The 12,687-nt window shown below is 64.6% G+C and carries 13 protein-coding genes; 8 read left to right on the forward strand and 5 right to left on the reverse strand.

Annotated features, from left to right (window positions below):
- The 3 genes from AC1DT3_RS04030 to xth form a co-directional block, all read left to right on the forward strand.
- On the forward strand, nt 1-397 hold a 397-nt coding region (locus tag AC1DT3_RS04030; protein ID WP_477463958.1), incomplete at its 5' end, for a DNA translocase FtsK.
- Between the two features lie 100 nt (nt 398-497).
- Nucleotides 498-1,514 (forward strand): outer-membrane lipoprotein carrier protein LolA, encoded by a 1,017-nt coding sequence (locus AC1DT3_RS04035; protein WP_477463959.1) that lies wholly within the window; start codon nt 498-500, stop codon nt 1,512-1,514.
- A gap of 201 nt (nt 1,515-1,715) precedes the next feature.
- A complete protein-coding gene (xth, locus tag AC1DT3_RS04040; RefSeq protein ID WP_477463960.1) occupies nt 1,716-2,531 on the forward strand; it encodes an exodeoxyribonuclease III in 816 nt (271 codons plus the stop codon).
- 75 nt (nt 2,532-2,606) lie between these two features.
- On the opposite strand, the gene AC1DT3_RS04045 is transcribed toward xth, so the two are convergent.
- Together AC1DT3_RS04045 and AC1DT3_RS04050 are read right to left on the reverse strand one after the other, a co-directional pair.
- Entirely contained in the window at nt 2,607-3,089 is a 483-nt protein-coding gene (locus tag AC1DT3_RS04045; RefSeq protein ID WP_477463961.1) for a cyclic nucleotide-binding domain-containing protein, read from the reverse strand.
- Nucleotides 3,090-3,095: 6 nt separating this feature from the next.
- Nucleotides 3,096-3,782, reverse strand: coding sequence for a response regulator transcription factor (locus AC1DT3_RS04050; protein WP_477463962.1), 687 nt, complete (start codon nt 3,780-3,782; stop codon nt 3,096-3,098).
- A gap of 286 nt (nt 3,783-4,068) precedes the next feature.
- Between AC1DT3_RS04050 and AC1DT3_RS04055 the strand changes: the two genes are divergently transcribed.
- Nucleotides 4,069-4,602 (forward strand): L,D-transpeptidase family protein, encoded by a 534-nt coding sequence (locus AC1DT3_RS04055; protein ID WP_477463963.1) that lies wholly within the window; start codon nt 4,069-4,071, stop codon nt 4,600-4,602.
- Here the strand turns inward: AC1DT3_RS04055 and AC1DT3_RS04060 are convergent.
- Nucleotides 4,599-6,113, reverse strand: a complete 1,515-nt coding sequence (locus AC1DT3_RS04060; RefSeq protein ID WP_477463964.1) for an ATP-binding cassette domain-containing protein — start codon at nt 6,111-6,113, stop codon at nt 4,599-4,601. The two genes, AC1DT3_RS04055 and AC1DT3_RS04060, sit on opposite strands and share 4 nt — an antisense overlap.
- Before the next feature lie 418 nt (nt 6,114-6,531).
- Between AC1DT3_RS04060 and AC1DT3_RS04065 the strand changes: the two genes are divergently transcribed.
- Entirely contained in the window at nt 6,532-7,032 is a 501-nt protein-coding gene (locus AC1DT3_RS04065) for a hypothetical protein (RefSeq protein ID WP_477463965.1), read from the forward strand.
- Between the two features lie 38 nt (nt 7,033-7,070).
- Here AC1DT3_RS04065 and AC1DT3_RS04070 read toward each other — a convergent pair whose 3' ends face one another.
- Nucleotides 7,071-7,739 (reverse strand): YggS family pyridoxal phosphate-dependent enzyme, encoded by a 669-nt coding sequence (locus AC1DT3_RS04070; protein WP_477463966.1) that lies wholly within the window; start codon nt 7,737-7,739, stop codon nt 7,071-7,073.
- A 236-nt stretch (nt 7,740-7,975) separates the two neighbouring features.
- Between AC1DT3_RS04070 and leuS the strand changes: the two genes are divergently transcribed.
- Genes leuS through holA form a run of 3 tightly spaced genes read left to right on the forward strand, consistent with a single transcriptional unit; the run spans nt 7,976 to nt 12,163 of the window.
- Nucleotides 7,976-10,612, forward strand: a complete 2,637-nt coding sequence (gene leuS / locus AC1DT3_RS04075; protein ID WP_477463967.1) for a leucine--tRNA ligase — start codon at nt 7,976-7,978, stop codon at nt 10,610-10,612.
- Entirely contained in the window at nt 10,599-11,144 is a 546-nt protein-coding gene (gene lptE / locus AC1DT3_RS04080; RefSeq protein ID WP_477463968.1) for an LPS assembly lipoprotein LptE, read from the forward strand. The genes leuS and lptE overlap by 14 nt, the downstream gene beginning before the upstream one ends.
- Nucleotides 11,144-12,163 carry a DNA polymerase III subunit delta gene (gene holA, locus AC1DT3_RS04085; RefSeq protein WP_477463969.1) on the forward strand — a complete coding sequence of 340 codons (1,020 nt, stop codon included), beginning with the start codon at nt 11,144-11,146 and terminating at the stop codon, nt 12,161-12,163. The genes lptE and holA overlap by 1 nt, the downstream gene beginning before the upstream one ends.
- Before the next feature lie 85 nt (nt 12,164-12,248).
- On the opposite strand, the gene AC1DT3_RS04090 is transcribed toward holA, so the two are convergent.
- On the reverse strand, nt 12,249-12,687 hold a 439-nt coding region (locus tag AC1DT3_RS04090; RefSeq protein ID WP_477463970.1), incomplete at its 5' end, for a LysE family translocator.

Genomic DNA, 12,687 nt, shown 5'->3' on the forward strand with positions numbered 1-12,687 from the left:
GCTCTACATGGCCGGGGGCGGGCGCATCACCCGTGTCCACGGCCCGTTCTGCTCGGACGAGGAAGTCGAGAAGGTCGTCGCGCATCTGAAGCGGCAAGGTCGGCCGCAATATCTCGAAGCCGTCACCGCCGAGGAGGAAGAGCCCGCCGCCGACGGCGCGGTCTTCGATCAGGGCGAGTTCGGCTCGGGCACCGGCGATCTCTACGATCAAGCGATCGCGATCGTCCTGCGCGACAAGAAGGCCTCGACCTCGTACATCCAGCGCCGTCTGCAGATCGGCTACAACCGTGCCGCGTCGATCATGGAGCGGATGGAGCAGGAGGGCATCGTCGGTGCGGCCAATCATGCCGGAAAGCGCGAGATTTTGATGGAAGCGCCCGGGATGGACGACGATTGACCAATCCTGGGGAACATCGGCGCCCGATTCGCGTCATCGATTAGCCACAGGCCGGGTCTAGCTGCACGGCCGGAATGAAAGAGCGGGAGCAAATTTAAGCGTGACAGCCACGGGTGCCATGCGTGTGATCGGTTTCTTGACGGGCGCGACCTTGAGCGCGGCTGCCGCGTCGCCGACGGCTGCGCAAACCGTACCGATGGACATGATCCTGCCGCCCGCCTATGCGCATGCGCCGGCCACCACTTCGTCGACCGCGCAAGGGTTCAATCTCTCGGCCGCTCCGCTGGCGACCACCGCTTTCCATCCCCGCCGCACGTCCGCACCGGCCACTCATGACGCAGTCACGGCCGCGACCCAGGCCGTCGCCGACAAGGCCGCCTTGGCTGACAAGGTCGCATCGACCGCGCCCGTGCCGCTCCCGCCGGTCGCCACCGCAAAAAATCCCGCCAAGCGGACTGAGCAGGACAAGGCCACGCTGGCGCAGATGGCCGCATCCGAGCCCATTTCCATCGCGCCGCGACCGGTCGTCACCGCCGCTGCGGGTCCGGCCGCCGTCGCGCGGGTCGAGCAATTGTCCAACAGCGCCATCATCGAGCGCGCGAACAGCTATTTCACCAATCTGACGACGCTCGTCGCCGATTTCACGCAGATCGGTGGCGATGGGCGCCGTATCGGCGGAACGCTCTATCTCCACCGCCCGGGCAAGATCCGCTTCGAATACGATCCGCCCGCGACCCTGGAGGTGATCGCCGACGGCACGTCCGTCGCCGTGCGCGACAAGAAGCTGCTCACGCAGGACATGTATTTCATTCAGCAGACGCCGCTGAAATTCCTGCTCCGCGAGCGCGTCAATCTCGGCCAGGACATCGCCGTCACCGGCATTTCGAGCGACGCCAATTCCGTGCGCGTCAATCTCGAGGATTCCTCGACTCTCGGCGGCACTTCGCGGATCGCACTCTATTTCGACCCCGAAGTGAAGAACCTGACCCAATGGCGGATCGTCGATCCGCAGGGCTACCAGACCGTCGTGACGCTCAACAAGGTCGACCGCACCAAGGCGATCGACCAGAGCCTGTTCCGCATCCCGAACGCTCCGAGCATCGGCAACAACCGGTAGGGTTCGCGCCTCCCACCCCCTTGCTTGTCGTCACTGCCTTTGTGCCGGTGACCTCGGCCCGTGAAGCACGGGGTTCTTCCGATCGCGGTGGCCGGGGCAAGCCCGGCCATGACGGGGCGTTCAGCGAGATGGCACCGTGACCCTTTCCTCGCGGCCAAATGTGTCGTAGCCGAAGGGACCATCCGGCCAAGGAATTCCTCCGTGCAGCTCACCGTCTCGACCTGGAACATCAATTCCGTTCGCCTGCGGATCGATCAGGTGCGGCGCTTTCTCGAACAGCGACGCCCCGACATCCTGTGCCTGCAGGAAACCAAGTGCCCGAACGACAAGTTTCCGCTGAAGGATCTGCAATCCTTCGGCTACCCGTTCGTGGTCCACGTGGGACAGAAGGGCTACAACGGCGTCGCCATTCTCTCGCGCTATCCGTTCTCGCAATCGAGCGTCATGGAAATGTGCGAGCGGCAGGATGCGCGCCATATCGCCGTGACCCTCGCACCGGAGGCGAAGAAGGCCGCCGGGATCACCATTCATAACTTCTACGTACCGGCCGGAGGCGACATTCCGGACCCGTCCCTCAACGAGAAGTTCCGCCACAAGCTGCAATTCCTGTCCGAAGTACGGAGCTGGGGCGACACGTCGAAGCCGACAGGCGCGCCGGCCATCCTCGTCGGCGACCTCAACGTCGCGCCGCTCGAACACGACGTGTGGAGTCACAAGCAATTGCTCGACGTCGTCAGCCACACCCCCGTGGAAACGACCGCGCTCGAGGATCTGCGCGGCGAAGCCGGTTGGATCGACGCCATGCGGCACCTGCGGCCCGAGCCGGAAAAAATCTATTCCTGGTGGAGCTACCGATCCCCCGATTGGGCTGCCGCCAACAAGGGCCGCCGCCTCGACCACATCTGGCTCTCCGGCGACCTCGCGGGCACATTGCGCACGACCGACGTCACCCGCGAAACCCGTGGCTGGGAACGCCCGTCGGACCACGTGCCGGTGACAGCGGTGCTGGAGCTCTGATCCGACCGTATTGGCAACGGTCGTCCGATCGGGGTGGCCGGGACGGGCCCGGTCATGACGGCGGAGGAATAAGCGCTATTTTTCCTTGGGCGGCGTCTCGCCGTCGATCGCCACCAGTTGCTGGCGGATCTGTTCGAGCCCGTCGGTGAGCCGCGTCAGTTCGTCCGCCATGGCGTCCTGCATGGAAGCGGCGGCGGCGGGGAATTCTTCGAGGACGCGGCGCATCAGGCTCGGCGACACCCGGATCGCGGCGGACGGTTCGCGCGCGGTCGCCGTCGCCGGACGCAGGATCCGTGTGAACAGGGCGGCCTGGCCGATCAGGGCTCCAGGCCGGCCGATGAAGGTCGCCGGCGAGCCGTCGTCGTTGGCGTCGAGGGCGATCGCACCGCGGCTGACGACATAGCCGCCGTCCGAGCGGTCGCCCTTTCGGAAGAGCACATCGCCGGCCCGCAGCACCCGATGCTCCGAGGCGAACGCGACCAGCCGCAAGGCGTCCCGATCGAGCAAACTGAACAGGGGAGCGTGGGAAAGGATCGCGATGTCGTCTTCGAGGGCCATGATGCGTTACGGTAGCAGCTTGTAGCCGCCAGCCTCGGTCACGAGAATGCGCGCATTGGATGGGTCCGGCTCGATCTTCTGACGCAGACGGTAGATATGCGTTTCGAGCGTGTGGGTCGTCACGTTGGAATTGTATCCCCAGACCTCGGCGAGAAGCGTATCGCGGCCGACGACGTCACGTCCGGCGCGGTAGAGATAGCGCAGGATGGCGGTTTCTTTCTCGGTCAGCTTGAGCTTGGAGCCCTTCTCGGTCGAAAGCAGCTTGGAACCGGGCCTGAACGTGTAGGGCCCGATATGGAAGACCGCGTCCTCGCTCGCCTCGTATTGCCGCAATTGCGAGCGGATGCGCGCCAAAAGCACCGCGAATTTGAAGGGCTTTGCCACATAATCGTTGGCCCCCGCTTCGAGCCCACTGACGGTGTCGGCGTCCGAACCCTGGCCGGTCAGCATGATGATCGGGGATCGAAACCCGTCATGGCGCATGATCTTCACCGCCTCGCGACCGTCCATGTCCGGCAGGCCCACATCCATGATGGCGAGATCGACGCGCCCGCCTTTCACCGCATCGATCGCCGCCGTCGCATTCTGCGCGGTCTGGACGTTGAACTCGTCGTAGGCAGCGAGCTGCTCGGCGAGCGTGTCGCGCAGGTCCTGATCGTCGTCAACGATGAGGAGGCGGCTGGCATTCGACATTGCAAACCCTTCAAGACGCGGCGGAGACGCACAATCCAAATGACGGATCGACCCGAAAACCGATCGACTGCACTAATCTGGAGCATGGCCAGCAAAAGGGAAAACCGATTTGGACGACCCCTCGCTCCAGCTCAGAGACTAGACCATTTCAACGTCACGATGCACGCCGATCATGATCGAGACCCCCGGTTATCCGCATCTTCCGAAAGGAGCAATGCGGCCCGCTGATAGCGTCGGGCACCGGTCAGCTTGACAACACGACAACCACGCCGCTCTCTCGGCCCTCATGAAGCGCACCAGCATCGACCAGATCCGAGTCTACCGCTCCGCCCTCGACCATCGTCGCGGACGCCTGGTGGCCGGCAATCTCGTCATCCCCTGCGCCTTGGGGCGTGGGAGCACGACCCATGCCAAGCGCGAGGGCGACGGCGCTTCGCCGATCGGCCGGTTCTCCCTGATCCAGGCCTTTTATCGGGCCGATCGCGGTCCGCGGCCGCGCTGTCGTCTCGCCCTCCATCCGATCCGCCCCACCGACGGCTGGTCGGACGACCCCGCGGACCGCCGCTACAACCGACCCGTCCCGCTTCCCTGCCCGACGAGCCATGAGAAGCTGTGGCGCGACGACGCGGTCTACGACGTGATCGTCGATATCGGATGGAACCGCGGCCCGATCAGACGCGGCCGCGGCAGCGCGATCTTTCTCCACCTCGCCCGCCCCGGCATGACGCCGACGGAAGGCTGCATTGCCGTGGACAAGAAGGCGATGCGCCACCTGCTCGAGCGCATCGGCCCGGCGACCCGGATCGACATCGTCGGCTAGCCCGCGAGCGACCGGTAGAACACCTCCGGGGATTCGATCTCACGCACTTTGCGCTCTTGCGCCAAGAGGAAACGGGTGCCGATGGCGTTCACGAAACTGCGGTCGTGCGAGACGATGATCGCGGTGGCCTCACTCGCTAGAATTTCCGCCTCCAATTGTTCTCGGCCAGGGATGTCGACGTGGTTCGTCGGTTCGTCCAAGAGGTAGAAGTTCGGCTCCGACAACCGCAACGCCAGGAGGCCGAGGCGCGCCTTCTGCCCCGGCGACATGGTGGCGATCGGCTGACGCTGGCGTTCGATGGAGAAGCCCGCATTGGCGAGCACCGCCTTGCTGCGCTGGTCGCCCAGGCGGAACGCCGACAGGATGAAGCCGAGCGCCGTTTCCTTGCCGGGCAGTTGCGACATGTCCTGGTCGACATAGCCGAGCGCAAGGGACGGAGATATCCGGATTCCCGGGCTCGCGTCGGGGGCCGCCATCGCCCCGCGCAGCAACCGCACGAGTTGGGACTTGCCGATGCCGTTGCGGCCGAGCACCACGATCCGGTCGCCCTGCTCGACTTCGAGCTTAGGCACGACGAAAAGCGGCCGGGAATCCGGYGTCGTCACGGCAACGTTCTCCAAGCGCACGAGCACCTTGGCGTGGGTGCCGCGATTGCCGAGGCGGATCTCGCCGCTCCGTTCCTGATGCGCCGCCTGCATGCGATCCTCGATCACGCTGGCACGGCGGCCGAGCTGCTTGGCTTTTCTGAGCAGGAGATCGCTGCCGCTGTTGATGCCGATGTTGCGCAATTCGCCGGCATTCTGGCGCAGGCGTTTGGCCTCGCGAAAATCCTTCTCGAAGCGCGCCTCCATGGCCGCATCGTGCTCGGCGAGGAGCGCGCGCGCCATCCGATAGGGATGGTCGTACACGATCGATTGCTCCGGTCGCAAAAACAACGTGCGCGTGGTGCAGGCATCGAGAAAATCGCGGTCGTGGCTCGCCACGACGACGGGAATGGACCCGGCGATATCGCGGATCCAACGTTCCAGCAGAAGGAGTTTCTCGAGATCGAGGTGATTGGTCGGCTCGTCGAGGAGCAAAGCATCGGGCTCGGTGATCCAAGCCCTGGCGATGAGCGCCAGCCGCTGCCAGCCCCCGCTCAGTTCTCGCAAAGGCTTGTGATGGAGATCAGGAGGTGCCTCGAAATCGGCGAGCACCATATCGGCGCGCCATTCGTTGCCATGCCGTTCGGCCACCGGCAGCGCGCGGCAGAGCGCCTCGTGCAGCGAGACGTCCAAGAGATCAGCCGGAACGTCCTGCTCGACCAGTCCGACGCGCATGCCGCGGGCGCGAACGATGTCGCCGCTCGTCGGCTCGGCAATCCCGGCGAGACAGCGGATCAGCGTCGATTTGCCGGCTCCGTTGCCGGCGACGAGGGCGAGGCGATCACGCTCGCCGATGGTGAGCGACAGGTTGGAGAAAAGCGGCGTCTGCGCGACGGCGCCGACATTGCGGAGGGTAAGGGAGGCCATTTCTTCATCTCGGAGGTACGGCGCGGCCGAAAGAAAGGCGGCGCGAAAACGTGAACGTGCATGAGACGCGCCGAGACTTCACAAGCCGGACGCGCAAAGCCGTTCAGAGCTGACCAGACGAGATGGGGACGGTGAAACCGTCAGATCCGTGCGGTGGCCGGCCCTGCAACAAGCTGCTGCAGGGCGTTCCAGGGGCCGAACATGCGTAAATGCTGTGCCTCACACATGCAGCCCTCCTGTGGTTGAGATGTGGATCGACATGAATTGTCGGTGCGATCCTAACGTCGTGTTGCGCAGGGTTCAACCGTTGCCGTGAGGTAATCCTCCAAGCCGGCAGCATGATTCTGCATGCGATGGTCGATTCTGCGTTTCGCGCGTTATATCGTTATATGCATTCTGATTGGACGATGGTGCTTCCATGGCCTGTCTTGCCCGCCTGCTGCTCGCTTGCGCGCTCTTCCCGACCTCTGCTCTCGCCGAAACGGCCAGTGCCTGGCGGAGCCTGACCGCGGATGAGGAACGTGCCCGGGCAGGTGACGTCGTCGCCGAATCCCTTGATCCCGCGGCGATCGAAGGCGATTTCGACGGGGATGGGAAGAAGGACCGCGCCGAGATCATGGTCCGGACCAAGGATATGGCCCGCGGCCTCCTCGTCTCGATGAAGGGCGCCAGCAAGGTTGTCGCGACGGGCGACGGCGTATCGGACCAGGACGGCCTCGGGCTCGCAGAACCCGGTCCATGGGACACCGTTTGCGGCAACGCCTTCCGGGAATTTCATCAGAAAGCCTGCGAGGATGGTTATCCCAGCCGCCTGACCTTAAAAAATCCCGGCATTCTCCTGATCGGCAACGGGCGGACCATGCTGTATTTCTGGAACCCGAAGAAGAAAGCCTTCGGCGCCGTCGTGATGGTCGACTAGCCCCTCTCCTCTCGGCGGCAGGCTCTTCCTCTGGGACATCAGGCCCTCGGTCGCGATCCGAAAATCGCGCTCCCGACCCGCACATGGGTCGCGCCGAGCTGGATCGCCGCGTCGTAATCGGCGCTCATGCCCATCGAGAGCCCCTTCAGACCGTTGCGCTTCGCCATCGTGGCGAGGAGAGCGAAATGCGGCGACGGCGGATCTTCCGCCGGCGGGATGCACATCAGGCCCTCGACGGAAAGCCCATGCTGTTCGCGGCAGATGTCGAGAAAGGCATCCACGTCGCCGGGCAGGACGCCGCCCTTCTGCGGCTCCTCGCCGGTGTTGACCTGGACGAACAGGCGCGGCGTCTTGCCGACGCGCTTGATCTCTTTCGCCAGAGCCTCGGCGAGCGAGGGACGATCGAGAGTTTGGATGACGTCGAACAGGGCGATCGCGTCCTTTGCCTTGTTGGATTGCAGCGGGCCGATCAGGTGCAGTTCGACGTCGGGATAGACCGCCCGCAGCGCCGGCCACTTGGTCTTCGTCTCCTGCACGTAGTTTTCGCCGAAAACCCGCTGCCCTGCCTGCAAAGCGGGTTTGATATCCTCCGCCGGAAAAGTCTTGGACACGGCGATCAACGTCACCGAGGACGGTTCGCGCTCGTAATCGGAAACGGCCCGCGCAATGCCGGCTTGGACCTGTTGCAGACGCTCGACGATGCTCATATGGGTCTTGAAACTCCTTCTCCGACGCCCGCGGGCAGCCAGGCCGTTGACCGCGTGGTATAGCTGTGTCCTAGATCACCGCGAAATTGGTTCGAATCGGACCGAGTTCGTAAAATGTGATCCATTTCAATCATCTAGATCCTGATGCCGGCCGAAAACCGCGTTGCCCTTTTCGGCATCATGCTCTAGTCCGCGCCAACCCGGCGACGCAAGTCGCTTCTCTCTTGTCTTGACGGATGATTAAACGAACGATGAGGCCCGAGCGCTACAACGCCAAGGAAGCAGAGCCGAAATGGCGTCAGGTCTGGAACGACAAGGATCTGTTCCGGACGGATAACGGCGACCCACGTCCCAAGTACTACGTGCTCGAGATGTTCCCCTATCCCTCGGGACGCATCCACATGGGGCACGTGCGCAACTATACGATGGGCGACGTGGTGGCGCGCTACAAGCGCGCCAAGGGCTTCAACGTGCTTCATCCGATGGGATGGGATGCCTTCGGCATGCCGGCTGAAAACGCGGCGATGCAGAACAAGGTCCACCCGAAGCAATGGACCTACGCCAACATCGCCACCATGCGCAGCCAGTTGCAATCGATGGGCCTGTCCCTCGATTGGAGCCGTGAAATCGCGACCTGCGATCCGAGCTACTACAAGCATCAGCAGTCGATGTTCATCGATTTCCTGTCGGCCGGGATCGTCGACCGCAAGACCGCGAAGGTCAATTGGGATCCTGTCGATCAGACCGTGCTCGCCAACGAGCAGGTGATCGACGGCCGCGGCTGGCGCTCCGGCGCCCTCGTCGAACAGCGCGAGCTGACGCAATGGTTCTTCAAGATCACCGATTTCGCGCAGGATCTGCTCGACCGCCTCGACACCCTCGAACGGTGGCCGGAGAAGGTGCGCCTGATGCAGCGCAACTGGATCGGTCGCTCCGAGGGGCTGCTTGTGCGCTTCGCTTTGGAGACGCCGGGCCCGCACGGGGAAAATGAGGTCGAGGTCTACACCACGCGCCCGGACACGCTGTTCGGCGCCAAGTTCATCGCGCTCGCACCCGATCACCCGCTCGCCAAGGCGTTGGCCGAGAAGAATGCCGACCTCGCCGCATTCATCGAGGAGTGCAAGCGCACGGGTACGGCGCTCGAAGCCATCGAGAAGGCCGAGAAGATGGGCTTCGACACGGGGCTGCGCGCCGCGCACCCGCTCGATGCCTCCTGGACGCTGCCGGTCTACGTGGCGAATTTCGTGCTGATGGATTACGGCAGCGGCGCTATTTTCGGCTGCCCTGCGCATGACCAGCGCGATCTCGATTTCGTCAACAAATACGGGCTCGGCAACGTCCCCGTCGTGTGCCCGCCCGACGTGGACCCGGCGACGTTCGTGATCACCGACACGGCGTATGACGGCGACGGCCGCATGATCAATTCGCGCTTCCTCGATGGCATGACCATCGCGGAGGCCAAGGACGAGGTCGCGCGCCGTCTCGAAAGTCAGACCCGCAACAACCGGCCGGTGGCCGAGCGAAAGGTGAACTTCCGCCTGCGCGACTGGGGAATTTCGCGGCAACGCTATTGGGGCTGCCCGATCCCGATCATCCATTGCGAGGATTGCGGCGTCGTACCGGTGCCGAAGGCGCAATTGCCGGTCGAACTGCCGGACGACGTGTCGTTCGACCTGCCCGGCAATCCGCTCGACCGGCACCCGACCTGGAAGCATGTCGACTGCCCCGTCTGCCACAAGCCGGCGCGGCGCGAGACCGACACCATGGACACCTTCGTGGATTCGTCCTGGTATTTCGCGCGCTTCACCGACCCGACGCTGACGGACAAGCCGACCRACCGGAACGTTGTCGACCATTGGCTCCCCGTCGATCAGTATATCGGCGGGATCGAGCATGCGATTCTGCACCTGCTCTATTCGCGCTTTTTTACCCGCGCCATGAAGAAGACCGGCCATGCGGGGCTCGACGAGCCCTTCGCCGGGCTCTTCACGCAGGGCATGGTCGTGCACGAGACGTATCGGGCCGAAGACGGTTCATGGGTCATGCCGAGCGACGTTCGGATCGAGACCGACGGCAGCCAACGGCGGGGAATCCACGCTGTTTCCGGTGCGGCGATCGAGATCGGCTCGATCGAGAAGATGTCGAAGTCGAAGAAAAACACCGTCGACCCTGACGACATCATCGCCTCTTACGGCGCCGATACCGCGCGCTGGTTCATGCTGTCGGATTCCCCGCCCGAACGCGACGTGATCTGGACCGAAGAAGGCGTCCAGGGCGCCGCGCGTTTCGTGCAGCGCGTCTGGCGGTTGGTCGGCGAGATCGCCGACCGGGTCGGCGGAAAGGCCGACGGCAACGACGCAACGGGACCGATTGCCGTCGCTGTGCGCAAGGCGGCGCATAAGGCGCTTGCCGCCGTCGAGGACGACGTCGAACGCCTGCGGTTCAACCGCTGCGTCGCCCATCTCTACGAACTGGCGAACAGCCTACACGATCTCTTGGCGCAGGCGAAGGCGGCCGAGGAGCCGGGTGCGTCTGCGGCCTTCAGCGAGGCGGGACGGATTTTCGTCCAGCTGCTGGCGCCGATGATGCCGCATCTCGCGGAGGAATGCTGGGTCGTGCTGGGTCAGGAAGGCCTCGCAGCGGAAGCCGATTGGCCCGAGCTTGACCGCTCGCTTCTCGTCGAGAACGCGATTACGTTGCCGGTACAGGTCAACGGCAAAAAGCGCGCCGACGTGACCGTGGCCCGGGACGCCGATCAGGCCACGATCGAAGCCGCCGTGCTTTCGCTCGAGGCCGTTCAGCGGGCGATGGAAGGAAAGCCGCCCCGCAAGATCATCGTGGTGCCGCAGAGGATCGTGAATGTTGTCGCTTGATGTCAAAAGCTTCGTGCGGTGGACGGCCGTGGCCGTCCTGGCCGTCGGTCTCTCCGCCTGTTTCAGGCCCCTCTACGGACCGACCGCGTCGGGTGATTCGCTGCGCGAAACCTTGGCGGCGATCGACGTGCAGGAGATCGCCGTCCCGGATACGCTGGAGCGCGTCTCCCATTACCTGCGCAGCGAGCTGATCTTCGATCTCGACGGATCCGGAATTCCTTCGCCGAAGCGTTACAAGCTGGTGATCTCCTATGGCCAGTCGCTCAGCACGCCGATCGTCGATTCGGTGACCGGGACCGCCCAGGCCGCCGTCATCTCCGCGACCGTCAACTACACGCTCATGACGCTTGATGGGTCGAAGACCATCGCCTCCGGAACGGCCAAGAACTCGGCCAGCTACGATCGCTTCCAGCAGCGCTTCGCCAGCATCCGGGCGGCCCGCGACGCGGAGATCCGGATCGCCAAGGAAATCGCCGATCAGATCAAGACCCGCCTTGCGGCGGCGCTTTCGGCGCGCGACGCCAAGCTCTGATGGTGGCGATCAAGGCCGCCGACGTGGATGGGGTGCTGCGGCGCCCCAATCCGCAGATCGGGGTCTTCCTGTTGTACGGACCCGATACCGGCCTCGTGAGCGAGCGGGCGAGGACGCTTGCCGAGAAGGCGGTCGACGATCCCAACGACCCGTTCCAGCTCGTCCGCTTGGAGGGCGACACGGTCGCGTCCGATCCGGCCCGCCTCGCGGACGAGGCCGGTACCGTCGCCCTGTTCGGCGGCCGACGCGCGATCTGGGTCAAGAGCACGTCGCGCAACATCGCGAGCGCCGTGGAGGCGGTGCTGGATGGTCCCTTGCAGGACACCACGATCATTCTCGAGGGCGGCGACATGGCCAAGAATGCGCCCGTGCGCGTTCTCTGCGAGCGTTCGCAATTGGCGCTCGCCCTGCCCTGCTACGCGGATTCAGGGCGCGATCTTCAGGCCGTCGTCGATGACATGTTGAAGGAGGCCGGGATGTCGATTTCCCGCGATGCCAGGACCGCCCTCCTCGCAAGCCTCGGCGGGGATCGGTTGGCGACCCGCGGCGAGATGGCGAAACTCATTCTCTATGCCCACGGCAAGCGCGAGATCGACGTCGGCGACATCGATGCGATCCTCAGCGATGTTTCGAGCCTGGCGATGGATGCCGTGGTGGATGCGGCCTTCGCGGGCGCTGGGGCCGACCTGGAGATCGGCTCGCGGCGGTTGGCGGCGGAGGGCGTTCACGCATCCGTGCTGCTCGGCGCGGCGCTCCGCCACGCGTTGATGTTGCTGGTCGCACGGCTCTCCGTCGAAGAGGGCCGTAGCGCCGCGACGGTACTGGAGGGCATGCGCGGCTTGCATTTCCGTCGCAAGGCGCTCGTCGGTCGGCACCTTCAGCGCTGGACGTCGGACATGGCGAAACACGCCATCGCGCTGCTCCAGGCGAGCATTCTCGACACCCGGCGCCAAGCCGGCCTCAGCGACGTCATCGCCGCAAAGACCCTCTTGGACATCGCCCGGATGGCGCGACAATAGCGCCGAACCGGGAGAGGCCTCGTGGGGGCGACGAGGTTCGGTCGAGGAGACGGTTGGGCGTCGAGGCGGCGACTCGCGGGACCCGTCACACCGACTTCGCGGTGTCCGCGATGAGCCGAAGACCGAGGGCGGCCATCGTCGCGCCCGCGGCCCGGTCGATCCAGGTTTTCGACGTGAGATAAAGGGCCCGCGGCGCAGTCGCGGAGAAGGCGATGGCGACGACCGTGTACCAGGCGGTCTCGACAACGACGATCATTGGCGGGAGCGCCACGAGCAGCCAAAGGGGCGGCTCTGCGGGGAGAAGAGCCGCGAAGATGCCGGCATAGACAATCGCGGTCTTCGGATTGCTGACTTGCGTCGCCAGCGCCATCCAGAACGAGCGCAGCAATGACGACGGACGTGCCGTTTCGCTTTCGGTGACCACGAGGGGTTGGGACGCGCCGCGCCAGATCCGAATGCCGAGGGAAATCAGATAGAGACCACCCGCCACTTTGAGGACCGCGTAGAGCCAGCCGACCTGGGAC

The sequence above is a fragment of the Microvirga sp. P4_G7 genome (assembly GCF_056401005.1).

Coding starts and splice junctions, on each gene's coding strand:
- AC1DT3_RS04045 (WP_477463961.1), bottom strand. CDS start 3,089: ATGGCCCTCGAAGACGACATCGCGATCCTTTCCCACGCTCCCCTGTTC.
- AC1DT3_RS04050 (WP_477463962.1), bottom strand. CDS start 3,782: ATGTCGAATGCCAGCCGCCTCCTCATCGTTGACGACGATCAGGACCTG.
- AC1DT3_RS04055 (WP_477463963.1), top strand. CDS start 4,069: ATGAAGCGCACCAGCATCGACCAGATCCGAGTCTACCGCTCCGCCCTC.
- AC1DT3_RS04065 (WP_477463965.1), top strand. CDS start 6,532: ATGGCCTGTCTTGCCCGCCTGCTGCTCGCTTGCGCGCTCTTCCCGACC.
- AC1DT3_RS04070 (WP_477463966.1), bottom strand. CDS start 7,739: ATGAGCATCGTCGAGCGTCTGCAACAGGTCCAAGCCGGCATTGCGCGG.
- lptE (WP_477463968.1), top strand. CDS start 10,599: ATGTTGTCGCTTGATGTCAAAAGCTTCGTGCGGTGGACGGCCGTGGCC.
- holA (WP_477463969.1), top strand. CDS start 11,144: ATGGTGGCGATCAAGGCCGCCGACGTGGATGGGGTGCTGCGGCGCCCC.